The following is a 25,799-nucleotide window of genomic DNA, read 5'->3' as shown; positions in this document are numbered from 1 at the left end:
ATGGACCATACAACGAACCACTGCAAACCGAATACTGAAAAAACTACCTGCTGAAAATGACAACCGAGAAAACATATAGTGTTCCAACAATGGCCGAGATGGCTGCGGCTGGCGAAGAGCCGGAAGTGCTGTTCTGGGTGGGCTGTGCGGGCTCGTTCGATGATCGCTACAAGCGCGTGACCATTGCTTTTGTTCGCATTCTGAATCACGTAGGCATCAAGTTCGCCGTGCTGGGGCCCGAAGAAGCCTGTACCGGCGATCCGGCCCGGCGGGCTGGTAACGAGTTCCTGTTTCAGATGCAGGCCATGGCCAATATTCAGGTCCTGAACGGCTATAACGTGAAAAAGATAGTGACGGCCTGTCCGCACTGCTTCAACACCATCAAGAACGAATACCCGGAGCTGGGCGGCAACTACGAAGTGATTCATCACTCGCAATTTTTGCAGGGCCTGATCAACGAAGGACGGGTGCGGGTGAAAGACGGGCAGTCGTTCAAAGGCCGTAAAATTACCTTTCACGATTCATGCTACCTGGGTCGGGCCAACAAAATCTACGAAGCCCCGCGCGATGTGCTGGCGGCTCTGGACGCCGATCTGGTTGAGATGAAGCGCGTGCGGGCCAACGGTCTCTGCTGCGGAGCCGGTGGCGGCCAATACTTCAAAGAACCCGAACCCGGCCATAAAGATGTAAACGTAGAGCGGGTTCAGGAAGCCCTGGCCACGGGCGCCGACACCATTGCGGTTTCGTGCCCGTTCTGCATGACCATGATGTCTGACGGCGTTAAGAACCAGAACCGCGAAGACAGCGTTCGGGTCTACGATATTGCGGAGCTAATCGCTCAGCGCGAAGGACTGTAAACAAATGATAAATGATGAGTGATAAACGATGAATGCGGCTGCCAGGTAATAGCCAACAAGCCCATTCATCGTTTATCACTCATCATTTATCATTATAGATCTATCATTCAACTTATGTATACCGATTTTAAAACCTTGCCCGATGGTGCCCGCGTGTGGGTTTACCAGGCCAGCCGGCCGCTTTCGGATGCTGATGTACTGGCTATCGAACAGCGGCTGAAACCGGCGCTTGGCGACTGGGCCGCGCACGGGCAACCCCTGCTGGCTTCGGCCCAGGTTGTCGAAAACCGGTTTGTGGTCGTGGGTGTCGATGAAGGATATAATCTGCCAAGTGGTTGCTCGATCGATGCGTCGGTCCGGACCCTGCGCGAAATTGGCCAGCAATTGTCGGTCGATTTCTTCGACCGATCGGCTGCCATCCGGCAGGCTGATGGGTCGGTGGGCACGTTTGCGCTGCCCGCCATCAAAGCCGCGGTGGCCGATGGGACGATCCAGCCTGACACGCCGGTTTTCAACACGCTGGTGAAAACGAAAGCTGAATTTTTGACAGACTGGCAGATCAGGGCGGCCGATTCGTGGCTAAAACGCTACTTTTCATCTATTACGGCCTGACAGCGTCCGTTTCTCAAAGCCGGCCAGTGATTAATCACGGATGATTAATCACTGGCCGGCTTTAACATTCGCCGATTTAGAAACGTTCACTGACAATTCGGCATAAGCCATTGATTTTAAACCTTTTTTTTGAACAAAGGATTGGTTTTTGCAGTCAACCTTTGATCATACTCAGCGGATTGGTCTCAGTTGATTCAGGAATTCGTTGAAGTCTGCCGCTTGCAAACGGCAATAAACGCTTACTTTTATGGCGACCATACCCGAAGTTATGTCAGATACGCCAACTCGCGACGACGATCAACTAACACCCGATGGCGGTTCTACTGAGCAGCCCTCGGCTGATGCCCCTGCCCGCCGATATACCGACGAGCAGAAGTATCAGGTATTTAACAAGGAGTTCATGCCCCACATTGACTCCATGTACAACTTTGCTTTCCGCCTGACAACTGACGAGGATGATGCCAACGACCTCGTACAGGATACGTATCTAAAGGCTTTCCGCTTTATTTCGTCGTTTGAGCAGGGAACCAACGCTAAAGCATGGCTGTTTCGAATACTGAAGAACAGCTTCATCAACGATTATCGTAAGAAAAGCAAAGAGCCGGCTAAAGTAGATTATCAGGACGTTGAAACGACCTATAATTCAGAAGACGCCGAAACAGAGCATACGGTTGATCTGCGGGCTGAGTCAGTCTCAGATCTGATTGGTGATGAAGTGGCCACAGCGCTTAACGCGCTGCCGGTTGATTTCAGAACGGTAATTATCCTTTGTGATATCGAAGGGTTTACTTACGAAGAGATGGCTAAGATTCTGGACATCCCGATCGGTACCGTTCGCTCCCGGTTGCACCGCGCCCGTAACCTCCTGAAAGAGAAACTACGGGATTACGCAGCATCCATGGGATATAACGAAGAAACTGACGAATAAACCGAACTTTTTCTATCTGTATTTTGGTTCTGCTGATAACTTAACGTATTATTATTCTTGGAATAAATAAAATTTTTCCAATGCAAACGTCTTTGCCATCGTCATCTTCATCCAGCGCAGAGCCTGCGATGAAAGAACATTGCAGTCATCAGGCAGACTGCTTGAAGATGATCCAGCTGATTCTGGATGGGGAAGCTACCGAACAGCAGCTCGCCCGACTGAAGGTCAATCTCGAATCATGCAAACCCTGCATCGAGATGTACCACCTCGAAAAAGAAGTAAAAGAGTTGTTGACCAAACGCATGGAAAAACGGTGTTGCCCCGATCAGTTGGTGGCAACGATCAAAGCCAAGATTCTGACGTTTAGTTAAGAAAGACATTACACGAATTGGGGTAATTAAGGATCTGGCCCACGCCACCTTGGTTACCCCGATTTTCTTTATAACCGGTAAACCACCAACACACATTGAACGGGAAACTCATCATTTTTTCGGCTCCTTCAGGTTCTGGTAAGACAACCATCGTCAAGCATCTGCTGGCCGAGAATAACAATCTCGGTTTTTCTATTTCAGCCTGTACCCGCGACCGCAGAGGCCGTTCGGAGCAAAACGGGCAGGATTACTACTTTCTGACACCCGAAGATTTCAAGCAGAAAATAGATAACCACGAGTTTGTAGAATGGGAAGAAGTGTACGTCGGCGCGTTCTACGGCACGCTGAAATCCGAAATCGAACGCGTATGGGCCAGTGGAAAACACGTTCTCTTCGATGTCGATGTAAAAGGTGGGCTGAAGCTTAAAGAATATTATGGCGACAAAGCCCTGGCCGTGTTCGTGAAAGTACCCGACGAAGAAACCCTGCGTCAGCGCCTGATTGGCCGCGGTTCTGAAACAGAAGAAAGCCTGTCGAAACGGCTGTTCAAGGTGCACTTCGAGATGAGCTTCCAGAACGAGTTCGATGTGATTCTGGTCAATGACGATCTGGAAACATCGCTGCAAAAAGCCCAGAAGCTGGTGAACGACTTCGTCAACGAAGATAAGGTTCCGCCCAAAGCGTCGATACTGTAAGGCAAACGGATTTGGGGTTGCTCACTGATGTTTCGGTGCGTACATACCCCACCGTCATAAACACACATGTACTCTTGAACGTAGGTCTTTTTTTCGGCTCGTTTAATCCGATTCATGTCGGACACCTCATCATTGCCGATACCATGGCAACCTCAACCGACCTGGATCAGGTCTGGTTCGTAGTGTCGCCCCAGAATCCATTCAAGAAGACCAAAAGCCTCCTGCACGAGTTTGACCGGATGGACATGGTTGAGCGGGCCATAGCCGACAACAGCCGACTGAAAGCAACCGATATTGAATTCTCGATGCCCAAGCCAAGCTATACGATCGATACGCTTGTGCGGCTGTCGGAGAAATATCCGCAGCATCGGTTTCGGCTCATTATGGGCGAAGACAACCTGGAGCAGTTTGCCAACTGGAAAAATCACGAAGCTATTCTGGAGTATTACGGCCTGTATGTCTACCAAAGGCCGCGCTCGGCAGAGAGTGCCTTCAAAACCCACCCGAACGTACGCGTGGTCGAAGCGCCCCTGCTCGACATCTCGGCCACGTTCATCCGCGAGCGTATCCGCGCCAACCGATCCATCCGGTATATGGTACCCGATGTGGTGGGGGAGATGATCGAGCGTAAAAAATTCTACTTATAGCCCCGCAGGGCCGGCCCTACGGCAATCCGTTCTGGAAGGTGATTTCGGTAGCCAAGCCAATGGCGCTCATCCGAATCGCTACCGAGCGGCTGCTCGATTTTGCCCCGACTTTATCGCACTGGGGGCCTTTTTCGAGGTAGTAGACGTAGAATTTCTGGTTCCGATCGGCCAGGATGTTGGCGTCGGGCCGGCCGAGCCACTCGCCGATGGTATTGGCTGTTTTGCCCTTCAGGTTCGGAATCTCAGCTCTGAAGTCGGCCTCGAGGGCGGAGCGGGTGCCCGTGCAGCCTCCCCGGTCGCCCCGCCATTTTTTGAGGTTAAGCTTGCCAAACTGATCCGGTACCGTACCACAGGCCAGCAGGGTCAGGCTCCAGCAAACGACAAACAGGCCACCTGCCAGCCGACGGCCTGTACCAAACAGGTTCGTATTCATAGCCCGCTTATTCATTATATACGACCTGGAGCAGCGTTTGACCAACGGCTTTGAGGGTACCCCGGTCGATATTGCTCATGTTATCGTCGGCCGTATGCCAGGCCGGAAAGAAGCCACCCGTACCGGCGTTGGTGTGAATGATATCGATCATCGGGATTTTGGCAATAGTATTGGGAGCCAGGTGATCGTCGGTAATCTGACCGCCGGGCTGATCGATGAAGTACTGGCTGTAGCCGGCCGCGCTGGCGGTTTGCCAGACCTTATTCACCACGCTGGGCGCAAACTGCATCGAAAGGCCTTCTTTGGCGAAGGTAGCCCCTTTGGCGCCAACCATATCGAGCAGAATACCGAAGTAAGCCGTATAGCCGGGTTTATGCAGGTTCTTGGCCCAGTAGCGCGAGCCCAGGCAGAAGCCAATGTAGTCGTACTGATTGCCGGTTGCCGGTTCAAAATCGTTGGCCGCTTTCTCGGAGTTACCCCAGTCTTCGGCATCGAAGAAAATAATGTCGATACCGACCCCTGGCTTTTTCTGAGCCTGCTGAATAGTACGGGCCAGTTCCAGCAGCACGCCTACGCCACTGGCGCCGTCGTTGGCGGCTGTTACGGGTTTCGACTGATCGGCTTTATCGGGGTCCTGGTCGGCCTGGGGGCGCGAATCCCAGTGGCTGGCCAGCACGATACGCTTGGTAGCCTGGGGGTTGATAGTGCCGATGATGTTGCGGGCGTTCAGCTTCTTGCCATCCCAGGTGGTGGCCACAAAGTTCTGCTCCGTTACTTCGCATCCGAACTGTTTCAGCTTGGCAACGAGGTAATTGCCGGTGGCGACGTGGGCGGGCGTGTTCGGAACCCGCGGTCCGAACGCTACCTGCCGGTCAATGTAGGTATAGGCCGAGTCGGCGTTGAACGGAGGAGCCGTTACCTGTACGGGTTGATCCGCAGGCTGGGTCGCGTCACTTTGCCTGGGTTTTTCTTTACAGGCGGCCATAATAAGCGCCGTGGCGAGGATACTAAGAAAGAATCTGCTCATACAGGTAATTACTCTTCGTAGGCCCAGTCGATCTGGTGTTTCATGTCTTTGATGGCCAGCCCCTGTGCCTTGAAGTACGAACGAATCTGGTCTACTTTGTCGTATTGGCGCTGTTCTTTGTATTCACGGTAGAGGGTCAGCAGGCCTTCCAGCACGGGCTGGTTATCGCTGCCTTCTTCTTTCAGTCCCAACACATCCTGCATGAAGGTGCTGAACGACTCTTTCAGCAGCGTGAACACATCGTCGCCCAGCGCGGCCGGCTGAAGCTGGTTCAGGTACAGCATATTCACGTATTTGAGGAGCGTAAATACCTGCGCAATGGCTACGGCGGTGTTGAGGTCATCGTTCATGGCTTCATAAAACTGCTGAACGGCTTTGCGAATATCCTCCTGTTTGGCCATGTCGGCCGATACGCTCTCGTCGGGCCGGTAGCTCATGGTTTTGACCACCCGCAGCCCGTTAGCCAGTCGCCGGTAGCCTTTCTGAGCGGCCTTGAGGGCGTCGTTCGAGAAATCAAGGGTGCTGCGGTAGTGGGACTGTAACATGAAGAAGCGCACCGTCATCGGGCTATATGCCTGCTCAAGCAGGTAATGGCTTCCGGCAAACAGCTCGGCGGGCAGGAACGAGTTACCCAGCGACTTGCTCATTTTCTGGCCGTTGACGGTGAGCATGTTGGAGTGCATCCAGTACCGCACGGGGTCGTGGCCGGTGAGTCCGTCGCCCTGAGCAATTTCACATTCGTGGTGCGGAAACTTGAGGTCCATGCCGCCCCCGTGAATATCGAACTGTTTGCCCAGGTACTTGGTGCTCATGCAGGTACATTCGAGGTGCCAGCCCGGAAAGCCTTCGCCCCAGGGCGAATTCCAGCGCATGATATGCTCGGGCGAGGCCCGTTTCCAGATGGCAAAATCGAGGGGGTTGCGCTTCTCCGACTGGCCGTCGAGCTCGCGGGTTTCGTTCAGCAGGTCGTCCAGAATCCGGCCCGACAGTTTGCCGTAGTTGCCGCCCTGCTGGTTGTATCTCTCGATATCGAAGTAGACCGACCCGTTCGACTCGTAGGCCAGTTCTTTGGCCAGCAGCGTTTGTACGGCTTCGATCTGCTCCACCATGTGGCCCGTGGCCGTCGGCTCGATGCTGGGCGGAATGGTGTTGAACTGGGCCATTACCGTGTGGAAATCGTTCGTAAACCGCTGTACAATCTCCATTGGTTCTACTTTTTCCAGTTTGGCCATGCGCCCGATTTTGTCTTCGCCTTCGTCGCCGTCGCCGACCAGGTGGCCTACGTCGGTCAGGTTACGGACGTAGCGCACTTTATACCCGATAAAGGTCAGGTAGCGGTAGAGGGTATCGAAGGTCAGGAACGTACGAACGTTACCCAGATGAACGTAATTATACACTGTCGGTCCGCAGACGTACATGCCCACGTAGGGCGGATTAAGCGGTTCAAACAGTTCTTTTCGGCGGGAAAGCGTATTGTATAGCTTGAGCGGCTGCGTCATGGTAATGGGCTTGCTCGGCTGTTCGAAACCGGTTTCGTCCGGAACAGCTGAACGACTCGTTTATAGTAGACAAAGCTACGCATTGTTACCCGGAAAATGACGGACCGGGCCAAACTCGCTATCTTTGCCTACTTGACATGACCAGCGTATAAGTGGTAACGAAAACAGGCTCAGGCCTGGCCTTACCGCTATCCGTTTGTCAGTAACCACGAGTTGATCAGGAATGCAGATCGTAGACGTAGGCACTAATCCCCAATACCAAAAGGAGTTCATCCAGTTTCCGGTTCGTTTGTACAAGGCTGATGCCAACTGGATACGGCCGCTCGACGCCGATGTTGAGGAGGTTTTTGACCCGAAGCGGAACAAGCGGTTCGAGCAGGGCGAATGCGTACGGTATCTGCTGCTCAACGACCGGGGTGAAACCATGGGGCGCGTGGCGGTCTTCATCGATCATGCCATTGCCAACCTGGATAATGACCAGCCCACCGGCGGCATGGGTTTTTTTGAGTGCATCGACGATCAGGCGGCTGCGTTCCGGCTGTTCGACGCGGCCAAAGTCTGGCTCCAGAGCCGCGGTATGGAAGCCATGGACGGCCCGATCAACTTCGGCGACCGCGACCGGTGGTGGGGGCTGCTGGTCGACGGGTTCGACCGCGAGCCCAACTACTGCATGCCGTATACCAAACCGTACTACATCAGTTTCTTCGAGGCTTACGGCTTCCAGGATTATTTCCGGCAGTTCACCTTCGGCATTCCAACTACCTGGGCGAGGCTGACAGAGATGTCGCAGTCGGTTAAAGACCGGGCGCAGCGCATCTACGAGAATCCCGACTACTCGTTCCGGACCATCGATAAAAAGCAGCTGCCGGCCGCGGCCGAGCAATTCCGGCATATCTACAACGCAGCCTGGGGCGGGCATTCGGGCGTGAAGGAAATGTCGGCAGAGCAGGCGCAGGTGTTGATGCAGAAGCTAAAGCCGGTTATCGACGAGAAAATCATTTATTTCGCTTATTATCAGGGTGAACCGGTGGCCTTTTTCGTCTGCCTGCCCGAGTTGAACCAGATTTTCAAGCACGTAAACGGCAAACTGGATCTTTTCGGCAAACTGACTTTTTTGTGGCATGTGTTGCGCAAAACCAACCGTAAGGCCTTTGGGGTCGTGTTTGGGGTAGCGCCCGCGCATCAGGGCAAGGGGCTCGAAGCGGCCATTGCGCTCCGGATGCCGCACGAAGCCGACCACAACCCGAATTTTCAGTACGACACGCTGGAGATGAACTGGGTTGGCGATTTTAACCCCATTATGGTTCGGTTCGTGAGTCAGCTCGGGTCAACGATCGTTAAGACGCACGTTACCTACCGCTACCTGTTCGATCGGACGAAGCCGTTCAAACGCTGCCCCGTTATCGGCCGGAAGAAGGAAAGATAAAATGAATGACGGTTGCAGACCCCACCGGGACGCGCAGTCGGACCAATCATGCGGATGGTGTTGCTGACGCACGAGTGGTCCGTGGGGACACGGACCACGGTGCGGACACAGACCACAGTGGAGATCGAAAACTGTAACTGGAATACCGAAAAATTGTAAACCAAAAAAGATAAATAATGAGCTTATTAACCATCGGTTCCGTAGCCTTCGACGCGCTGGAAACGCCCTTTGGCAAGACCGACAAGATCATCGGCGGTGCCGCTACCTATATCACCCTGTCGGCTTCGTATTTCACGAAGAACAACAACCTCGTTGCTGTAGTAGGCGATGATTTTCCGGAGTCGATGATCCGCGATCTGAACAGTCACGGCGTCAATACCGATGGATTGCAGGTGCGGGTAGGAGAGAAGACGTTTTTCTGGTCGGGTAAGTATCATAACGATATGAATACCCGCGATACCGTTGAGGTGCAGCTGAACGTGATGGAAAACTTCGATCCGGTTGTTCCGGCTTCGTACCAGGATTGCCAGTACCTGATGCTGGGCAACACGGCCCCCGCTATTCAGAAAACGGTTATCGAGCGGCTGAACAGCCGCCCTAAACTGATCGTTCTCGACACCATGAACCTCTGGATCGAGATTGCCAATCCGGACCTGATGGCGCTCCTGAAACTGGTCGATGTGCTGGTGGTAAACGACGAAGAAGCGCGGCAGCTAACCAAAGAGTATTCACTGGTGAAGGCGGCCGCCAAAATCCGCACGATGGGACCCCAGACGGTCATCATCAAAAAAGGTGAACACGGTGCGCTGCTGTTCCAGGAAGACCGAATCTTCTTCGCGCCGGCGTTGCCGCTCGAATCGGTCTTCGACCCGACCGGTGCCGGCGATACGTTTGCGGGCGGATTTATCGGTTACCTGGCCAAAACCGACGATATATCGTTCGACAACATGAAGCGGGCCATCATCTACGGGTCGGCCATGGCGTCGTTCTGCGTCGAGAAATTCGGGGCTGAGCGGATCATGAACCTGACGCAGGACGAAATCGACGAGCGTGTCAGCGAGTTTGTGAAGCTATCGGCCTTTGGTCTGAATTAGTCGCAGCCGTTGGCTATTGTCAACCAATAGCCAACGGCTGATTTGTTTACTCAATTGACCTGGCAGCACTTGTTGGGTGGGCCGGTTTTGGCGTATACAGTGTTGCTCTTCACCTTCGGCGTGTTCACGCCAATCCAGATTTGTTCGTATAGTGGCTTTGGTTGTCTGTAACTCAGGTTGTGGGCAGTGCGCCTGTGTCTTATCAGCGGTCTACACTAGTTGTTATCCGGGTATTGGTTGTTTTCCACTGACAGGGTGTTTGCCACTGACAGGGTCTACGACCACTGTCAGGGTTTGGTGGTAAGTAAAACCTCCGGTTTGCTAATGGATTGGTGGGGTGGTTATTGTTGGCGGATGGCCATGATAATCAAATCCTGCGTGGTGAGGTTCAGCAGATCGATCAGGCTAATGCCGTATAGCTGCGATACCTGCTGCAGTACCGTCAGCGACAACTCAGTACGCCCGGTTTCTTTCTTACTATAAGCTGCCTGGCTGACACCAAGCTGAAAAGCAACGTATTCCTGCGGGTAGCCGTGAATCTCCCGTAGTTTGCGGATCTTGAGAGCAATTGGGTTCATGACTTTCTGATTTGAGGTTTTGGTAGCACTTGAACACTACAAAACAAACGCAGGCGGTAGCTGACAGAAACTTATTTCGACCAATTGGTCAGCTTCATCGACCAATTGTGTATCGAAGCAGGCTAATGAATATATTGCCGGTGCTATGAATGAAACCCTGACCTGCTATCTGGTAGACGATGAGTCGCCGGCACACGTGATTATGTCGAAGTACATCAGTCGGATGCCGTACCTGGCATTGCTGGGCCAGAGCTTCGACCCGTTTGAGGGGCTGGAGAAGGTGCAGGAGTTGAAACCTGATATTTTGTTTCTGGATGTGGAGATGCCCGATATGACCGGGGTTCAGTTTCTGAAGTCACTGCCGCAGCCGCATCCGATGGTGATTATGGTTACGGCCTCGCCCCAGTTTGCGGCCGAAACCTACGACTTCGATTCGGTCTCGCACTATCTGCTAAAACCCGTTGGCTTCGACAAATTTCTGGAAGCTATCAACCGCGTTGTTAAACGGTTGGGCTTCGTGCCGAACGCCGGTGCTGCCGCGCCCGTAGTAGCGCCGGTTAGCCAGCCCGCGCAGGCCCCCGCCGACCCGCGTGAGAACGTACCCTACTTCCTGATCAAAGAAGATAAAAAACTAGTGCGGGTGGCTCCCGAAGATATTGTCTTTGCCGAAGGCATGAAAGATTATCTGAAGCTGCATCTGACTGGCCGTGTGCTGGTCACGCACATGACCATGACCAAGCTGGAAGACATGTTACCGCCTTCCCAGTTTTTGCGCGTCAACCGCTCGTTTATTGTGCGTCGGCAGGCCATCAAAGAAATTGACGGCAATCAGATTACGACACTTGATGGCAAGAAAGTAGTCATTGGCGTTACCTACCGCGAAACGGTTATGAATGAGCTGAAAAAGAATATGCTATAGCCCCAATGTATACGTTTCTAGTTGCCAGGTAATGTGACAAATCCGTTTACAAATACGCCAGGGTCTGCTGGTCAGCCAATGCGTCAGCTACTCGACACGGTGTATCGGCCAAACCGACGCCTGTTTCGGGTGCTGGGCCATCTGCTGATGTGGCTGGTCGTGTACGTTGTGCTTATCGACAGCACCGGCAGCCGGATTTTTGAAGACAATGAGCGAGTCGTCCGTACGGCGTCGGTCGTTGATTTTCTGGAAACAGTCGGGCTGTATTATCTGCTGGGGTATTATGTATTTCCGGCCTTCATCTACTCCCAGAAGTACCTGCGTCTGGCTACCGTCATCCTGGTGGTTTTCTTTGTCATGTACCAGCTCAATAGTGAGTTGTTCCACTATCTGGACTCGATCAGTGATAAAGTCCGGCCAGACGGAAAACCAACGTATGCTACCAAAATAAAAGCGATGGTTCGGGAGGCTGGCTGGCTGGGCTGCTTTACCAGCTTACGGGTTGCTTTATGGAACCTGTTCTATGCGTTTGGCTTGCCTATCGTTTTATTAACCTTCAAAGCATTTCGGGATATTATCAGTTATCAGCGACGACTGGTCCTGGCCGAACGCGATAAACTGGCTCTGGAGCTGAATTTTTTGAAGGCCCAGGTCAACCCGCACTTTCTGTTCAACACGCTCAACAGCATTTACGCCCGCATCTTCGATACCGATGAGCCCGCAGCCAACCTGGTGCTGCAACTCGCCGAGCTGATGCGCTACAACCTCTACGAAACCGACCAGCCTCGCATTGCCCTCGACAAAGAGCTGGCGTATATTCAGAACTACCTCAATCTGGAGCGCAATCGTCTGGCCGATCAGCCCATCACAATCGACTACCAGCAGCAGGGTGATGCCGGCGTGTGTCAGGTTGCTCCGCTGCTGCTGATCGCCTTCGTGGAGAACGCCTTCAAGCATGGCATAAAGGGAGGCATGTCCAATGCTTATGTACGGGTAGACGCCACTGTGGTCGAACACCGGCTAACGTTTACCGTAGTCAACAGCGTAGCGCCCCGACGAGGTGCCGCTGGCACCAGGGCTAAATCAGGTGGGGTAGGGCTGGTGAATGTGCGCCGTCGGCTGGAGGCTTTGTATGCTCATAAACACACGCTGACGATTACACCAGCGGCCGATGTGTACCGGGTTCAGCTCGTTATCGACCTGGAGCCCATTCAGGAGACGACTCGCTAGCTGGCGGTGCGACGACTCCTGGTTTCTGACGGGCAATCATTCATCGAAAAAAGACGGCAATTAGTCGAAAAGTGGCTGAAATCGATCTAAACAACTTGCTGCGGGCCTGGGTCATCTGCTATGTTTATCATGTCAACGGCCACTGGTCACCAGCGACAGTTGTTTCTACCGACCTGCTAACTTCTAAACCAACTTTCTAACGCCTATTACCATGAAGAATCAAACAGCTACCGTATCGCCCCGCCTTACGCTGAAAAAAGAGCGCATTGTGTGCCTAACGCCCGCTGGTGTGACTAATTCAAACACAGGTAAGTCGAGCCGAATTTGTGATTTTCTGACTATTGGCGGCTAGTACCTCTTGCAAACCTACCTCACCCTTAACTATTCGAGAGTAAGCCGAAGCCAGCTTGCTCACTATCTTCAGCGCACCGGCTGGCTATGTTTTGGCCAGACTGGTGCGTTTACTGAAGATGCGCTCGCCTGCATCCGGTCAAGAGAGTGTACGCTGGTTTTTCTGCGGTTGTCGGCCCCTGACGAAGATGTACCGGAGCCGTTTCTGGCCGCCCTTCGCCAGCATCCGGCGGTTATCGTTACCTCGCCGTATCCAGCTCATCTGTTCAGCTATCTGAACCTGCATCCCTTTGATTTTCTGACCGAACCGTATTCATTTGACCGATTTGCGGTCAGTATGGAGCGCTATGTCGCTGTGTTCGGATAAAGATGTAGTTACACGAAAACGATTCCCAATACGTTCCGGTCTGTTTATTAACAATAATTTATTTGGGTAATTAGTCGAAAAAAAGCGGGTTTTGTTGACACCCCTGGCAGGGCTCACTATATTAGTAAGTTCCTCCACGTCGATATACTTCCCGAATGATCCAGCTAAGCCGTTTTTTTTTGATACGTCGGCCCCTTTATTCCCTCGACCGGCTAATTCAGTTTTACCAGCAGCTGAGTTCCCATCCCCTCGAAGAACTTTTACGGCAACATTATCAGGATCCGCTGGCGCAGGAGGCTATCCTGGCTGCGTCGCCAACCCTCTACGAACGTTTCCGGCGCTGGCTGGCGGGTGAGGTCCTGCCCGAGCAGGATAAATTGCTGGCTACTTTACACAAGTACCTGATTCGAATGTGCAGCCGCGCCACGCCCTACGGTATGTTTGCGGGATGCACGACGGGTCAGTTTGGCGAATACACCCAATTTCAGGCTGCTCCGGCCCACTCGCTGCGTACCCACACCCGCGTTGATATGGATTGCCTGCTGGGCATTCGGGAGTGGCTCACGAACCAGCCCACCATTCGGACGCAGCTACGCCTTTTTCCCAACTCATCGCTCTATCCGGTTGGTTCGTCGCTTCGTTATGTCGAGCAGCAGCGCGAAGCCAGCAACCGGAACTACTTTATCAGCGTTGTTGAAGCCGATCAGTACCTGACCCTTGTCCTCAAAGCCGCCCGTACCGGCGCCACCATCCAGGAACTGGCCGCGCTGCTGATCGAACGGGATGCCCAGGCCGACGAAGCGATCGACTTTGTTGAGCAACTCATTGAAGGACAGTTACTCATCTTCGAGATCGAACCTACCGTAACGGGCCTGCACTACCTCGACCGGCTGACCGAACAAATTGCTTCGCTGGAAAATGCCGACGCCTGGGCCAGCGACCTGCGCCAGCTTCAGCACCAGTTGCAGCATCCCGACCGGCTCGTGGCGTATACGCAGGTTCGGCAGTGGTTTCTAGATCGGTCCATTGCCGTGCCCACTGCCGATGTCGTACAGGTCGACACATTTTTCGATACGCCAGGCCTGCAGTTGAGCGAACGCGCCATGCAGCACCTGCAGCGCCCGCTGGAGAAACTGATGGCCCTGAACCAGCCCTACGTATGCCCCAATCTCGACGAGTTCAAGCGGCTGTTTTATAATCGGTACGAAGACGAAGAGGTGCCGCTGGCGCTGGCACTCGACGGGGAGTTCGGCATTGGCTACGGCCACAGTTCCATGCTGGGTGTAGGCTACGCCCCGCTCATCGACGACCTTACCTTTGCCAGTGCTGCGGTGGCCCAGACCACCGCCTGGGACTGGTGGCAGACGCTGGTCATGGACAAATACGCCGAAACCCTGCGAACCAAACAGGACGAAATCATCCTGACCGACGACGATCTGACCTACATCAATAGCCAGCAAACCGCGTCGGCACCGTTGCCGGGCAGTTTTTACGCGTTTGGATCGCTGCTGGCCCGCTCGGCCCGGGCACTCGACGAAGGTGATTTTCTGTTCAACCTGCTGGCCTGCAAAGGGCCATCGGCCGTTAATCTCATGAGCCGCTTTGGCGAAGGCGACCCCCAGCTAGCCAAACACATCCGGACTTGCGCCACCGCCGAAGAAGAGCACCACCCCAACGTGATCATGGCCGAGATTGTGCACCTGCCCGAAAACCGGGTCGGTAACATCCTGATCCGACCTACGCTCTACCAGTACGAAATCCCCTACATGGGCCAGTCGTCGGTGGCGCCTGATTATCAGATTTCGTTGTCTGACCTAATGGTATCGGTGCGTAACGACCGGGTTGTGCTGCGTTCTAAACGCCTGAACCAGCGCGTAGTGCCGCGGCTGACCAACGCGCATAATTTTAGCCAGGGCCTGCCCATTTACCGGTTTCTCTGCGATTTACAGGCGCAGGATATGCACCTGAACGTGGTCTGGAACTGGGGCGTTTTGCGAACCCAGGCTTACCTGCCCCGCGTCAGATACCGCAACATCCTGATAAGCCGGGCTACCTGGCAGCTGCAGTGCCGTGATCTGACGCCCGACAATCCGTTGCGGCTCGTAGCTCAGCTGACGGCCGTGGGTTTGCCCGATCAGTTTATGCTGGCCCAGGGCGATAATGAATTATACATAGCGCTGCACGTACCGGCGTCGCTCAATCTGCTCATCGACGAAATCAAAAAACAGACGCAGATTCGGCTGGTCGAATGCCTGACCCAGCCTGACCGCTGCCCGCTGATCAACAAACGCGAGCATTTTACGCACGAAATCATTATTCCGTTTCATAACAAAGCTGCCCAGCCGCTACCCGGTCTGAGCCAGACGAATACGCACCTGCCCCAGCGCAAATTTTCGGTAGGCAGCGAGTGGTTCTACCTGAAAGTGTACACGGGCGAAAAAACATCCGACGCCCTGCTGCTGCAAACTATTTACCCCGTTGTGCAGCAGCTGCTGAAAACGCAGATCATCCAGGAGTTTTTCTTTGTGCGTTACAAAGACACCGACCCCCACCTGCGGCTTCGGTTTCGGGGCAACGCGCACCTTGAATTTTACCATCATGTCGTGCGTGTGGTAGAAAAGGCGCTGGCCGAATCCATAGAAGCGGGTATCGTACACCGCGTTCAGGTCGATACCTACCAACGCGAGCTGGAACGGTACGGTATGGAACACATCGGCCTGTGCGAAACGCTGTTTCACTGCGACAGTTTGTCGACGCTGGCCTTCATGGCGCGCACCGGCGATGCCTTCGACGAAAACCTGCGCTTTGCGTTTGCCATTCGTAAAATTAACCAGCTACTGGCCGGGGCAGGCCTCTTGCCCGACGGGTGCCTGGCTATCATGAGCCGGCTTAAAGAAAGCTTTTTTCTGGAGTTCGGGGGCGAGTCGGCGCTGCGTCGGCAACTGAACGAGAAATACCGCACCTACCGCTCGCTCCTGGAGCATGCCCTATCGGCCGATTTTCCACTGGCCGATGAACACAACCAGTGGCACTGCCGGCAAACCGAACTGTTGCAGAAGCTGGTAGCCGCTTATGAGTACAATCCGCAAACGTTGCATTCCATGCTGAGCAGCCTGATTCATATGGTTGTGAACCGGCTGTTTCCGTCCAAGCAGCGGGCCTATGAGCTTGTGCTGTACTACTGCCTGGCCAAGCATTACGATTCAGTATGGGCACGGCAGAAATTATAGGAGGATAGTTAATGCATGTATAAAAAGCCACGGGATGATGCGTTTCGTGGCTTTTTTATGGGCTGTATAACCAAAGCGAATAAAGTTTGCCCAAATGGATTAAGCTATAACGGCCGGTTATTGAAACCAGTCTGGTTAGGTCGCAACTTTGAGTCAACAAATCGATCACAAAAACAAACGAACAATGACTCTCTAAACAAGTAAGATCATGAAAAAGCGCATCACGTCTGAGTTCTCTTTTGAGGTGTGGATTAATAACGACATCGACTCGATGGCCGACGAGATTGGCTCATTCGATGACAACTGGATCGTGTCGGCCGGTGATCTGTTCGACGGCCTGGAACTGCCCACCGACGAGCCGTTGCAGCACTACGACGAGGCAGCCTGACAGGGCCCTGCGCTTATAACCTGAGTGACTAAAGTATAACCTCGAGTTATTGATATACATGCCTTTGACTAAGACCTTTACAGTGTCATCAGGGCAACAGAACACAACTAAAAGCTAAGAATTTATACAGACGCGTACTACTTATACACATAATACTAGGAAGCCGGGGCGTAGCACCGTAGCTACACCGGAAATGATTCAAAGTGATCCATACTAAAACGAACCAGGCGGGCATAGGTACTCCCCCGCACCAGAAGCGGGGGAGATTGTCCTGAAATGGAACGAATCAGGAAGCGTGATTGCGGTTTTGTCGGTTTTTTTGTCAGTTTTATCAGTTAAGGCATAGGCAATTTTGTTCTGAAAAACCAATCAAAACAGACAAAGTCATGGAACTACAGAACAACCAGGAAAACAACAAGGTGATCGTTGCTGATCAGGTGAATGTGTCTAACAAGGTTGCCAGTTTCCCGGCCGAGCCGGTGGAGGACATGGAGCTGAACGACGAGCAGTTGGATATTATATCGGGTGGAGGAGATGGTGGTTTTATTATTAAAGGATGATGAAGTCGTGGATGTGCATATTGCTGGGGGTTCTTCTGTCGACAGGAATGGAGAACAGGTTGTATGCACAAACCACGTCAACACAGAATACAGTTGCACCGGCCAGTGTAACTAAGGCCATTGACAGGAAAACAGCTGATAGCCTTTTTAATCAGGGGGTTCGCTTTCAGGATACGCAGGCCTATCAACAATCGTTGGTATTGTTTGGAAAAAGCCAAAAACTTTACCAGGACATTGGTGATGGAAAGAGAGTAGGAGATTGCTTTAATTACATGGCGATAACCTATTATTATCAGGGCGATTTCTCGAAAGCAGTAGCGGCTTTCAAAAAAGGAGCCGAAACCTTTAAAAAGATACGATACAAAAAAGGAGTTGCTTCAACGCTGAATAACATTGGTAGTGTATATAATAGCCAGGGAAATTACCTGAAAGCACTGGAACATTTTCGGCAGGCGGCTATCATATTTAAAGAAATTGGTGATACTGATAATTTGACGGCCGTCACCAATAATATCGGTTTAATTTATACCAAGGCGAAAGATTACAGCAACGCTATGAAGTATTTTACTCAGGCTTATGCTGTATACAAACGAGGAGGTAACCAGGAAAGAATTGCCCAGATACAGGATGCTATTGGTAATATCTATTTGAAACAGGGCAAGTACAATAACGCATTTCAGAGTTTTAACGAATCGTTACAAATTGCCGACAGGAAGAAGGATAAGCAGTTACAGATTCTGGCATTAAACAGCCTGGGTGATTTGTTCTATGCGCAGTCAGATTATAAAAAAGCCTTACCCTACTATGAGCGATGTCTGACTTATTCCAATCAGATAGGTAGCTTACAGAGCCAGGCAGAATCGCAGATCGCTATTGGCAGTATTTTGCATCGGTTGGCAAAAGTTAATGACGCGGTAAACAAATGCCGGGACGGTTTGCGACTGGCAAGAGAAATAGGGTCTGTCTCACTAAAAAAACGGGGATGTGATTGTCTATACCAATCGTACAAGGCATTAGGAAATGACCGGCAGGCATTGCACTATTTTGAGCAGGCTAACACGCTGGAAGATAGCTTGAATCTCTCAGAAACGGCCAACAAGGTCATGGGCATGGAGTTTCAGAAGCAGCAGTTGGTCGACAGTATTGCCTACGTCAAAAAAGAGCATGCCATTCAACTGAAGCATAAGGAGGAGGTACAGCGGCAGGAGAAACAGCGGAACATGATTATCCTGTCGTTGGGATTTATTCTCCTGGTAGCGGCTGGTTTATGGGCTCAGCTCAACTACGTCAGGAAATCAAGAGCAGCCCTAAAGGTCGAAAAAGATCGCTCTGAAGCTTTGCTGCTGAATATTTTGCCTGAAGAGATTGCAGAGGAGCTGAAAGAGAAGGGGCATGTCGATGCCCGGGAATATAACCTGGTATCGATCTTATTCACGGATTTCAAATCGTTTACGCAAACCGCCGAGCAGATGTCTCCGCAAAGCCTGGTCGAAGAGATCCATACCTGCTTCAAAGCGTTTGACCTGATTGCCGGTAAATATCAGATCGAGAAAATAAAAACTATTGGTGATGCCTACATGGCGGCAGGCGGTATCCCACATACGGACGAACGGGCACTGAAAAACATTGTGCTGGCCGGCCTGGAGATGCAGAAGTTCATGACACAGCGAGCCGCTGAAAGCCGCGCCCAGGGTCGTCCCGCCTTTGACATGCGCCTGGGCATCCATGCCGGGCCAATTGTAGCGGGTATCGTAGGGGTCAAAAAGTTCCAGTACGATGTGTGGGGCGACACCGTAAACACCGCCAGCCGAATGGAAAGTAGCGGGCTGGTCGGGAAAGTTAATATAAGTGAGACCCTATATGATCTGATAAAGGACGAAGAGTGCTTCTCGTTCGAATACAGGGGGAAGGTACATGCCAAAGGAAAAGGGGATATGGGTATGTACTTCGTGGAGAAAAAGTTTGTGTATGAACTAGCGTGATCATGGAAAAGAGCAGAGAAGACAAAAGAAAGGATACTTGGAAAATAGCTTTATACGCGGCACTTGGTGTTATTTTATACAAAGTAGTTACAGAATTTCTGCTTTAGCTAAATAGGCTGTCTTGATGGACGCCAGGATACTGTTGATTGAAGATTTATATCTATAAAATAATGGAAGAGTGTAAAGTAGAATCCCTGATATATTATTCAAAATTGACGCTCGATGCAGAGCACATCGTAAAGAAGTCGAAGGAAGAGATTCAGGCTAAGCTTGATGAGTACACGGCTCAGGGCTATCGACTAATCTCAACAACATCTACCAATTTTGGCCTGGCTATATACATTTATCTCTTCTTTGAAAAATAGTCTACTTGCTATCATAGACTAAGCGTGAAAAATAAGGTAGTTTTTTAGTAGCTACAACAAATTTATAGGATAGATACACTACTTCTTTATAATATACCAATAAAGATATGGAACAGAGAAAACAGGAGATTATAGAAGCGATTATCTCCAAAGCTTGGGAGGATGTCAATTATAGAAAAGAGTTAATTGCCGACCCGATAAAAGCAATAGAAAAATTGACGGGCGTTAAAGTAGCGATACCAGAAGGAAAAACCATAGTTGTTAATGATCAGACTGACAAGTCAAAAATCTACGTAAATATTCCCGCTGAGCCAGAAATAGAAAGTATGGAGTTAAGTGAAGAGCAACTTGAAGCCGTAGCCGGTGGCGGGCACCAAATTTGGGGGAGCTTTATGGTTAGTCTATTCCCCAATCTGAAAGATTGCATTACCCTTTAATTATATATACAATAAACCAAAACAAACAAAACAATGGAGTTTACACAAGAGCAAAAACTGTATGGCCAGATCGTACAAAGAGCCTGGGATGACGCCCAATTCAAAGCGGATCTTACGGCAAACCCCGTAGCTGCTATCGAAAAATTGACCGGCCAAAAACTTAACATACCCGAAGGTAAGTCAATAGTCGTGCGCGATCAAACTGAAGCAGGAACTGTTTATATCAATCTTCCAGCCAAACCTAATTTGGACGATGTTGAACTGAACGAAGAGCAACTTGAGACTGTAGCTGGTGGTACTGTTATTTGGCCTATCATTATCTTTCCTCTGCCTAAGTTGCCAATAATTGAATACTAGTAATTTATAATTTAATATCAATAGACTTTATAAAATATAACAAATCAATAACTCAAAAAGTCAAGTCATGGAATTTACACAAGAACAAAAGCTAAACGCTCAGGTCATTCAGAGGGCATGGGAAGATGAACAATTCAAAAGTGAATTGATAGCCAACCCTGCGGAGACGATGGAAAAATTAACGGGTAACAAAATTAGTTTGCCTGCAGGTCAAAAGCTGGTAGTGGTAGACCAAAGTGATGAGTCTACTGTTTACTTCAATATTCCAAAAAAAGTAAACGTTGATAGCTTAGAACTAACTGAAGAGCAATTAGAAATGGTTGCAGGCGGTTTAAGTCCAACCTTCTATGTAGGGTTCGCATGTGCGGTTGCAGTTTGGGCTGCGACGCATCAATAAAATCTTAAAAACTATTTAAAATAATAATATAATGAGAATTACAATAGAAGATCAAGAGAAAGGCGCAGAGTTAATGAAAACTCTAGCACAGAAAGCCTGGGAAAGCACAGCTTTTAAAGAGCAATTGGTAAATAACCCTGCCGAAGTAATTGAGCAAGTTTTGGGAAAAAAATTATCAATTCCCAATGACAAAAGAATTGTAGTAGAAGATCAAACTGATGATTCTATAATTTACCTTAATATTCCGGCAAAGATTGACCTGGATGAATTAGAATTGACTGACGAGCAATTAGAAATGGTTGCAGGTGGAGTTATTCCATGTATATTGGTTGGGTTTGCGGTAGGTACTGCTGTCTGCTGGGCTGTTTCTCACCTTTAAGCTACAATCGGAACCCTATTTCTGATTTATCAAACAATCATTTTAATTAAGATGATTGTTTGATAAATCTTTTCATAAATATTTGTTCAATTATTAATTGCAGAGTTATGAATAACAAGCAGTTTAGGCCAGTTGCTGTAATTTTATCGCTTGTATTGGGTTTCATAATAATTAAACATTTTGATTTTGATACGTTGGCGTTTAAAAAGCCTTGGTTGGATTTTTTATATATTATAACTTTTATAAGTATGTTGTTTTATATATTTAAAGACAAAGCTCAAAATAAATGGGAAAAAAAGTAATCTATACAAAATTAGTCAACAGACAAAGTTAAATAAATTTTTGCATATGAATATGCTTTGTCTGTTGACTATAAAAGTAAGTACTTAAACGTACAAATTGACATGAATAATCAGAATAAGTATTTATCTGAAAATGAACTTGAAGAAATACCATTTATACATATAATATTACCTTATGCTGAGAATTTTTTGCAGGAGATTGAAAAAAATAGAGTTTCAGCTGAATTAATAAAAAAATTAAATTTAACGCTTCTGCGAGAACTTAGCGCTATTGCTGAAGTAACTTTACAGGAAGAACTAACTATTTTTGTTAATAACGGATTTATTCATTATCAGGATTTTGTAAAGAAGACCAGTTTAATTTTAGAAAGTAAATATCCTGTATTAGATAATATTTTAAAAACTTTAGCAAAAAATTATTCTACATATATAAATAATATATTTTCAAATTTTTATAAAGATTTCAGTCTTATTGTAGATCATTTCTTTATTACTTTAGATAAAAGTAAAGCAGTAATTACAGATATAGACACAAATCTTGGCGATGGGCATAGTGGTGAAAGTACTGCTTTAATCACATTGGCTGATGATAGCAAATTAATTTATAAACCAAGAAATATTGATACTACAAATTCTTATAATTTCTTTATTGATTGGGTTAACAAAAAATTGAAAACAAATCTTAAAACGTTCAAAAGCTTGAGTTTTGAGAGTTACGGTTGGCTAGAATATATTACTAATGATGAAGTTAACACTTCTGAAGAACTTCATGAGTATTATCATAAGGCTGGAATTCTTTTAGCCGTTGCCTTTCTTTTAGGCAGTAAAGACTGCCATTACGAGAATATAATTGCATCAGGGCAAAATCCTGTTATTATAGATCACGAAACCATTGTTCAGCCTTTTCTATCAAAGCAGTCTATTCGTACCTGGGACGATCAGCATAAAGTAGCTCCTTTTTCTGTTTTAGAGAGTATGTTAATAGCTAATCAAAATACAGGAGTTCCTTCGGAATATACTGGATATGGCATTAAGGGGAACTGTGAAGCTATGGATTTCGAAAAAAAGGTAGTCAATCCAAACACAATCAGTGCAAAAAGAGTAACCCGGTTTGTTTTTAGAAAATTGATAAAAAACAACATTCCAATACAAAACAATTGTTTTGTATTTGCTAGTGATTACAAAAAGTATTTTATAGAAGGTTTTTCAGCTGCATACGATATGTTCATGAATTCGAAAGAACAATTGCTATCCAGCGAGTCGCCAATTTTACGTTTCAATGATCAGAAAGTACGTTATGTTTGGAGACCCACTTTCGTGTATTCTAAAATTTTGAACTACATGAGAGGACCAGTTTTTATGACAAGTTTTGAGGTATATAAATCGAAATTGTATGAGTTGATGTCGAAAGCTTATAAAGGAAAAAACTTAGAAACTTACAAAGTTATTCTTGAATGTGAGATTAAGCAACTATTATCTGGTGACATTCCATTATTTCATCTCAATAGCTCAGATCTTCATTTTGAAGAAGATAAAGCATTAAAAATATTTAAGTATAATTGTATTGAAAATATTAAGTACAGAGCAAGCTTATTATCTACGTACCATAAGAAAGAACAACTTGAATACATTACACAGTGGCTTAGCGCTTAGATAAAGACTATTGACTTTTTCACACATAGCTTCTCATTTAATGATGTTCAGGTATCTCTGTCAGGATTCTAATGCGGAATAACTGTATAACACTTTGTATTAATTATTTCAATATTTATTAATAGTACTAATTCAATGAAAGCCCTGACTATACCCTATTTTGCTGGCGGACTCTCGCATTTAATTCCTCTCTATGTTTTACAGCAAAAATATTTAAGAAAAAATAGTGAAGTTGAAAATCATTTTCTAGTTGATAGTAACTCCCAAAGGTTTCTAATGATGCAGGGTATATCCTGTGTACCTATTAATTATAGTTTTGAAGATAACCTTTCTATACTTAATGAATCTTTAATCATAAAAAACTATGTGATGGGAATTGAGAGGGAGGCTTATTGTATAGTTAAACCATCATTAGTCATTGAAGATACGTCTTTTCTTACTCCGTTGATTGCGGAGAAGAATAACTTGCCGAGAATTTCAATTCAACGAACCGGAATCTTTAGATCAATTGACAAACGTTATAGAAATGCCAGTCATATGCATTCATTAGAGAAAGGTAGTAGTAGTTATAAACCAGGAGATGTAAATTCAAATAGTTCAGAGCTACTAACTTACAGTAACCCTGACTTTCGATTTTTACAACAGTACGCGAAGCCAAAAGCTAAAATTATTCCTGGGATACCAGCTATTGAGCGCTTACCAGAAGATATAGAGGATAAAGAATCATATTTTTATTCTGGTCCACTACTGGTCTTGGATAAACCTTCAAAGAACCTTACGATTAGACTAAGAGAGTTTTTAAATAATAATGAAAAGAAACCTATCGTTTTTATTACAACGGGTACAGTAGATAAAACACCTATTGAAAAATATATTGAATTCTTTGTAAAACGCAATTATGCTGTTATTACAACTTGTAGTTGTGTAGTAAATGAAACGTATGCGCGTCAGATTTTTTACAACAAATTTCTTCCATTACACCATATTTGCGGACTTTCAGACTTAGTAATTCATCAATGCGGATCAGGGATGTATCACTACCCAATAATGAATGGAGTGCCATCCTTAACTATAGGCACTCAATGTTACGACCGGGAAGACATAGCGATAAGATTACAGGAACTCGGTGTTTCGGGTCATGTCCCTCATCCAGATGATAATCCGAACTATTGGACTATTTTTCTTGAATTGATTAATAGGTTTGAAAGTGACACGTTAATAGATTATGACGTAATGAAAAAATTACAGAGTGAAATCGCCAGTACAATGACAAATTTTGAAATGGGAAAAGTTATTCAATACGCGTTAGCATAAAAACTTATTATCTGTATATGAATTTTTATTGCCATAATAGGGTTTGCAACTTTTTATGTAGAAATAATTATAACTAACATTATCTAATCAACGATGCATACAGCAAAGAAGAATACCATTGACTGGAACTCGCCTGATGCATTGGAGCAACTTGCTCAACACATCAGAAACCCTTTGCAGAGTATCATAAATGTGAGTAAAAGTAGTACTGCTTGTGATCCGAAAAATATTGAAAAAATTCTATTTTCTAGCAGCAAAGAAATAAACGATATAGTAGAAGATATTCTGGCTAAAGTCAGAACAAACACACTAAGTTTAACCTACCACGACCGTCCGGATATATTTCATATTTATGAATCGAATGAGAACGTCAGAAAGATGTGCACCGGGGAGTTGCAGCCTCAGAAAGTAGCAAAAATAGATCAAAATTGGCTGGTAGGTTTGGAACGCGAGGTATACGGTAATATAAATCAGGAATATCTGGATCTGAACGAATTGTCATATAAGATGGCGGTAAGCGAACGACAGCTACACCGAAAAGTAGCAAACCTGGTGTTCCTGACTCCCAACAAATACGTTAGAATACTTCGACTTCATAGAGCCCGGCAATTAATTGACAGTTATGTGCAGCAATCTGTTTCGCAGGTTGCTTACACGGTTGGCTATAAAGACGTGCATTATTTTTCAAAACTTTTTGCTGAACAATATAGTATTTCGCCTAAGCAATTATTGGGCTCATTTCGGTAAAATTTGGGAAAATAGGCCGGTCTCCTGGCAGTTATAACGGTCTTTTTGGCATAATTATCTGGCTCTAAAATCAGACATTTGTTTATACACAATATTATATTTTATAAATCAATAAATTCTATGAAACGTGTACTGTATTTCTTAGGCCATCTTAATGATAGAGATGTAGAATGGATGCTTCAGAATGGCAATAAACTGACGCTGGAAACAGGCGATAGGCTGATCAATAAAGGGCAGGCTATCGACAGTTTGTATATCGTTTTGTCGGGTCAGTTAGCCGTCTGTGCCAATAACAATTTCAATGAGTGCATCGCCAAGCTCGAAAGCGGTGAAGTGGTGGGAGAAATGTCGTTTCTGGAATCGACTCCGCCGTCTGTTTCGGTCATCGTTACGGCCCCGTCGGTTATTTATCAGATCTCCCGCGAAAAGATCAATCTACGGCTGTTGACCAATTCTGAATTCAGAGCCAATTTTTACTACGCCCTGGCCCTGTTCCTCTCCAACCGACTCCGTAAAACCACGGATCAGCTTGGCTTCGGCAACCCGGATGACGAAGATTTGGTAGACGCTAATGTACTCGACGGGGTAGCCCAGGCCGGATCGCGCTTCGTCAAGCTGTTGCATAGATTCTCGGAGGTTTAACACTGAAAATCT

At 48.0% G+C, this 25,799-nt stretch carries 29 protein-coding genes; 25 read left to right on the top strand and 4 right to left on the bottom strand.

All coding sequences use genetic code 11. The features are described from left to right. Positions 1-56: 56 nt before the first annotated feature. From B1C80_RS17385 to nadD, 6 genes are all read left to right on the top strand, one after another. Positions 57-857, top strand: a complete 801-nt coding sequence (locus B1C80_RS17385) for a (Fe-S)-binding protein (protein ID WP_077922451.1) — start codon at positions 57-59, stop codon at positions 855-857. Between the two features lie 114 nt (positions 858-971). After that, positions 972-1,469 carry a hypothetical protein gene (locus tag B1C80_RS17380; protein WP_077922450.1) on the top strand — a complete coding sequence of 166 codons (498 nt, stop codon included), beginning with the start codon at positions 972-974 and terminating at the stop codon, positions 1,467-1,469. A 247-nt stretch (positions 1,470-1,716) separates the two neighbouring features. Further along, a complete protein-coding gene (locus B1C80_RS17375) occupies positions 1,717-2,397 on the top strand; it encodes a sigma-70 family RNA polymerase sigma factor (protein ID WP_236648819.1) in 681 nt (226 codons plus the stop codon). A 167-nt stretch (positions 2,398-2,564) separates the two neighbouring features. Further along, positions 2,565-2,768 (top strand): hypothetical protein, encoded by a 204-nt coding sequence (locus tag B1C80_RS17370; protein ID WP_236648818.1) that lies wholly within the window; start codon positions 2,565-2,567, stop codon positions 2,766-2,768. Between the two features lie 95 nt (positions 2,769-2,863). After that, the gene (gmk, locus tag B1C80_RS17365; RefSeq protein ID WP_077922448.1) at positions 2,864-3,463 is read left to right on the top strand and encodes a guanylate kinase; all 600 of its coding nucleotides are present in this window, start codon (positions 2,864-2,866) and stop codon (positions 3,461-3,463) included. 74 nt (positions 3,464-3,537) lie between these two features. Further along, positions 3,538-4,110: a nicotinate (nicotinamide) nucleotide adenylyltransferase gene (gene nadD, locus B1C80_RS17360; protein ID WP_077922447.1), complete on the top strand. Its 573-nt coding sequence runs from the start codon at positions 3,538-3,540 to the stop codon at positions 4,108-4,110. Positions 4,111-4,126: 16 nt separating this feature from the next. Here nadD and B1C80_RS17355 read toward each other — a convergent pair whose 3' ends face one another. From B1C80_RS17355 to cysS, 3 genes are read right to left on the bottom strand one after another with little or no spacing between them, the layout of a single operon-like run. Continuing rightward, entirely contained in the window at positions 4,127-4,543 is a 417-nt protein-coding gene (locus B1C80_RS17355; protein WP_236648817.1) for a hypothetical protein, read from the bottom strand. Positions 4,544-4,550: 7 nt separating this feature from the next. After that, entirely contained in the window at positions 4,551-5,570 is a 1,020-nt protein-coding gene (locus tag B1C80_RS17350) for a M28 family peptidase (RefSeq protein WP_077922446.1), read from the bottom strand. Between the two features lie 8 nt (positions 5,571-5,578). Then, positions 5,579-7,069, bottom strand: coding sequence for a cysteine--tRNA ligase (gene cysS / locus B1C80_RS17345; RefSeq protein ID WP_077922445.1), 1,491 nt, complete (start codon positions 7,067-7,069; stop codon positions 5,579-5,581). Between the two features lie 223 nt (positions 7,070-7,292). Here cysS and B1C80_RS17340 point away from each other — a divergent pair, with 223 nt between their 5' ends. Together B1C80_RS17340 and B1C80_RS17335 are read left to right on the top strand one after the other, a co-directional pair. Further along, entirely contained in the window at positions 7,293-8,495 is a 1,203-nt protein-coding gene (locus B1C80_RS17340; protein WP_077922444.1) for a hypothetical protein, read from the top strand. A gap of 176 nt (positions 8,496-8,671) precedes the next feature. Next, positions 8,672-9,589 (top strand): PfkB family carbohydrate kinase, encoded by a 918-nt coding sequence (locus B1C80_RS17335; protein WP_077922443.1) that lies wholly within the window; start codon positions 8,672-8,674, stop codon positions 9,587-9,589. A gap of 341 nt (positions 9,590-9,930) precedes the next feature. Here B1C80_RS17335 and B1C80_RS17330 read toward each other — a convergent pair whose 3' ends face one another. Continuing rightward, the gene (locus B1C80_RS17330) at positions 9,931-10,167 is read right to left on the bottom strand and encodes a helix-turn-helix domain-containing protein (RefSeq protein ID WP_077922442.1); all 237 of its coding nucleotides are present in this window, start codon (positions 10,165-10,167) and stop codon (positions 9,931-9,933) included. A 145-nt stretch (positions 10,168-10,312) separates the two neighbouring features. Here B1C80_RS17330 and B1C80_RS17325 point away from each other — a divergent pair, with 145 nt between their 5' ends. From B1C80_RS17325 to B1C80_RS17250, 17 genes are all read left to right on the top strand, one after another. Further along, complete coding sequence (locus B1C80_RS17325) at positions 10,313-11,086, top strand: LytTR family DNA-binding domain-containing protein (protein WP_077922441.1); 774 nt, start codon at positions 10,313-10,315, stop codon at positions 11,084-11,086. Positions 11,087-11,164: 78 nt separating this feature from the next. After that, on the top strand, positions 11,165-12,316 hold the full coding sequence (locus tag B1C80_RS17320) for a sensor histidine kinase (RefSeq protein WP_077922440.1): 1,152 nt from the start codon (positions 11,165-11,167) through the stop codon (positions 12,314-12,316). Between the two features lie 211 nt (positions 12,317-12,527). Continuing rightward, on the top strand, positions 12,528-12,668 hold the full coding sequence (locus B1C80_RS28440; protein ID WP_161492784.1) for a hypothetical protein: 141 nt from the start codon (positions 12,528-12,530) through the stop codon (positions 12,666-12,668). Positions 12,669-12,674: 6 nt separating this feature from the next. Next, complete coding sequence (locus B1C80_RS28135; protein ID WP_129605796.1) at positions 12,675-13,034, top strand: hypothetical protein; 360 nt, start codon at positions 12,675-12,677, stop codon at positions 13,032-13,034. A 155-nt stretch (positions 13,035-13,189) separates the two neighbouring features. After that, a complete protein-coding gene (locus tag B1C80_RS17310; protein WP_077922438.1) occupies positions 13,190-16,264 on the top strand; it encodes a lantibiotic dehydratase in 3,075 nt (1,024 codons plus the stop codon). Positions 16,265-16,472: 208 nt separating this feature from the next. Then, a complete protein-coding gene (locus B1C80_RS17305) occupies positions 16,473-16,652 on the top strand; it encodes a hypothetical protein (protein WP_077922437.1) in 180 nt (59 codons plus the stop codon). A gap of 386 nt (positions 16,653-17,038) precedes the next feature. Then, entirely contained in the window at positions 17,039-17,212 is a 174-nt protein-coding gene (locus tag B1C80_RS28435; protein ID WP_161492783.1) for a hypothetical protein, read from the top strand. Continuing rightward, on the top strand, positions 17,209-19,194 hold the full coding sequence (locus B1C80_RS17300; RefSeq protein ID WP_077922436.1) for an adenylate/guanylate cyclase domain-containing protein: 1,986 nt from the start codon (positions 17,209-17,211) through the stop codon (positions 19,192-19,194). The genes B1C80_RS28435 and B1C80_RS17300 overlap by 4 nt, the downstream gene beginning before the upstream one ends. A 472-nt stretch (positions 19,195-19,666) precedes the next feature. Next, positions 19,667-19,996 carry an NHLP leader peptide family RiPP precursor gene (locus B1C80_RS17290; RefSeq protein ID WP_077922434.1) on the top strand — a complete coding sequence of 110 codons (330 nt, stop codon included), beginning with the start codon at positions 19,667-19,669 and terminating at the stop codon, positions 19,994-19,996. 33 nt (positions 19,997-20,029) lie between these two features. Next, positions 20,030-20,353 carry an NHLP leader peptide family RiPP precursor gene (locus B1C80_RS17285; RefSeq protein ID WP_077922433.1) on the top strand — a complete coding sequence of 108 codons (324 nt, stop codon included), beginning with the start codon at positions 20,030-20,032 and terminating at the stop codon, positions 20,351-20,353. Positions 20,354-20,420: 67 nt separating this feature from the next. Next, on the top strand, positions 20,421-20,750 hold the full coding sequence (locus B1C80_RS17280; protein WP_077922432.1) for a class IIb bacteriocin, lactobin A/cerein 7B family: 330 nt from the start codon (positions 20,421-20,423) through the stop codon (positions 20,748-20,750). Positions 20,751-20,781: 31 nt separating this feature from the next. Beyond that, positions 20,782-21,129, top strand: coding sequence for a class IIb bacteriocin, lactobin A/cerein 7B family (locus B1C80_RS17275; protein ID WP_077922431.1), 348 nt, complete (start codon positions 20,782-20,784; stop codon positions 21,127-21,129). A 107-nt stretch (positions 21,130-21,236) separates the two neighbouring features. Further along, positions 21,237-21,431, top strand: a complete 195-nt coding sequence (locus tag B1C80_RS17270; RefSeq protein ID WP_139361671.1) for a hypothetical protein — start codon at positions 21,237-21,239, stop codon at positions 21,429-21,431. A gap of 102 nt (positions 21,432-21,533) precedes the next feature. Continuing rightward, entirely contained in the window at positions 21,534-23,084 is a 1,551-nt protein-coding gene (locus B1C80_RS17265; protein WP_139361670.1) for a type 2 lanthipeptide synthetase LanM, read from the top strand. Between the two features lie 135 nt (positions 23,085-23,219). After that, on the top strand, positions 23,220-24,398 hold the full coding sequence (locus tag B1C80_RS28130) for a glycosyltransferase (protein WP_139361669.1): 1,179 nt from the start codon (positions 23,220-23,222) through the stop codon (positions 24,396-24,398). A gap of 93 nt (positions 24,399-24,491) precedes the next feature. Next, positions 24,492-25,145, top strand: coding sequence for a helix-turn-helix transcriptional regulator (locus B1C80_RS17255; protein WP_077922427.1), 654 nt, complete (start codon positions 24,492-24,494; stop codon positions 25,143-25,145). Positions 25,146-25,265: 120 nt separating this feature from the next. Beyond that, positions 25,266-25,787: a cyclic nucleotide-binding domain-containing protein gene (locus B1C80_RS17250; protein WP_077922426.1), complete on the top strand. Its 522-nt coding sequence runs from the start codon at positions 25,266-25,268 to the stop codon at positions 25,785-25,787. Positions 25,788-25,799: the final 12 nt, after the last annotated feature.

The sequence above is a fragment of the Spirosoma sp. 209 genome (assembly GCF_002006735.1).
GTDB lineage: Bacteria > Bacteroidota > Bacteroidia > Cytophagales > Spirosomataceae > Spirosoma > Spirosoma sordidisoli.
The sequence above is the reverse complement of the archived record's forward strand: the minus strand, read 5'-3'. Positions and strand labels throughout refer to the sequence as shown.

Bases quoted from the DNA above. Each gene is read 5' to 3' on its own strand.
- B1C80_RS28130 (WP_139361669.1), top strand. From the start codon at position 23,220: ATGAAAGCCCTGACTATACCCTATTTTGCTGGCGGACTCTCGCATTTA.
- B1C80_RS17255 (WP_077922427.1), top strand. From the start codon at position 24,492: ATGCATACAGCAAAGAAGAATACCATTGACTGGAACTCGCCTGATGCA.
- B1C80_RS28435 (WP_161492783.1), top strand. From the start codon at position 17,039: ATGGAACTACAGAACAACCAGGAAAACAACAAGGTGATCGTTGCTGAT.
- B1C80_RS17335 (WP_077922443.1), top strand. From the start codon at position 8,672: ATGAGCTTATTAACCATCGGTTCCGTAGCCTTCGACGCGCTGGAAACG.
- B1C80_RS17280 (WP_077922432.1), top strand. From the start codon at position 20,421: ATGGAATTTACACAAGAACAAAAGCTAAACGCTCAGGTCATTCAGAGG.
- B1C80_RS17310 (WP_077922438.1), top strand. From the start codon at position 13,190: ATGATCCAGCTAAGCCGTTTTTTTTTGATACGTCGGCCCCTTTATTCC.
- B1C80_RS17380 (WP_077922450.1), top strand. From the start codon at position 972: ATGTATACCGATTTTAAAACCTTGCCCGATGGTGCCCGCGTGTGGGTT.
- B1C80_RS17275 (WP_077922431.1), top strand. From the start codon at position 20,782: ATGAGAATTACAATAGAAGATCAAGAGAAAGGCGCAGAGTTAATGAAA.
- B1C80_RS17250 (WP_077922426.1), top strand. From the start codon at position 25,266: ATGAAACGTGTACTGTATTTCTTAGGCCATCTTAATGATAGAGATGTA.
- B1C80_RS17305 (WP_077922437.1), top strand. From the start codon at position 16,473: ATGAAAAAGCGCATCACGTCTGAGTTCTCTTTTGAGGTGTGGATTAAT.
- B1C80_RS17285 (WP_077922433.1), top strand. From the start codon at position 20,030: ATGGAGTTTACACAAGAGCAAAAACTGTATGGCCAGATCGTACAAAGA.
- B1C80_RS17320 (WP_077922440.1), top strand. From the start codon at position 11,165: ATGCGTCAGCTACTCGACACGGTGTATCGGCCAAACCGACGCCTGTTT.
- B1C80_RS17350 (WP_077922446.1), bottom strand. From the start codon at position 5,570: ATGAGCAGATTCTTTCTTAGTATCCTCGCCACGGCGCTTATTATGGCC.
- B1C80_RS17300 (WP_077922436.1), top strand. From the start codon at position 17,209: ATGATGAAGTCGTGGATGTGCATATTGCTGGGGGTTCTTCTGTCGACA.
- B1C80_RS17370 (WP_236648818.1), top strand. From the start codon at position 2,565: ATGATCCAGCTGATTCTGGATGGGGAAGCTACCGAACAGCAGCTCGCC.
- B1C80_RS17385 (WP_077922451.1), top strand. From the start codon at position 57: ATGACAACCGAGAAAACATATAGTGTTCCAACAATGGCCGAGATGGCT.
- B1C80_RS17270 (WP_139361671.1), top strand. From the start codon at position 21,237: ATGAATAACAAGCAGTTTAGGCCAGTTGCTGTAATTTTATCGCTTGTA.
- B1C80_RS17290 (WP_077922434.1), top strand. From the start codon at position 19,667: ATGGAACAGAGAAAACAGGAGATTATAGAAGCGATTATCTCCAAAGCT.
- B1C80_RS17330 (WP_077922442.1), bottom strand. From the start codon at position 10,167: ATGAACCCAATTGCTCTCAAGATCCGCAAACTACGGGAGATTCACGGC.
- B1C80_RS17375 (WP_236648819.1), top strand. From the start codon at position 1,717: ATGGCGACCATACCCGAAGTTATGTCAGATACGCCAACTCGCGACGAC.
- B1C80_RS17325 (WP_077922441.1), top strand. From the start codon at position 10,313: ATGAATGAAACCCTGACCTGCTATCTGGTAGACGATGAGTCGCCGGCA.
- B1C80_RS17265 (WP_139361670.1), top strand. From the start codon at position 21,534: ATGAATAATCAGAATAAGTATTTATCTGAAAATGAACTTGAAGAAATA.
- B1C80_RS28440 (WP_161492784.1), top strand. From the start codon at position 12,528: ATGAAGAATCAAACAGCTACCGTATCGCCCCGCCTTACGCTGAAAAAA.
- cysS (WP_077922445.1), bottom strand. From the start codon at position 7,069: ATGACGCAGCCGCTCAAGCTATACAATACGCTTTCCCGCCGAAAAGAA.
- B1C80_RS17340 (WP_077922444.1), top strand. From the start codon at position 7,293: ATGCAGATCGTAGACGTAGGCACTAATCCCCAATACCAAAAGGAGTTC.
- B1C80_RS17355 (WP_236648817.1), bottom strand. From the start codon at position 4,543: ATGAATACGAACCTGTTTGGTACAGGCCGTCGGCTGGCAGGTGGCCTG.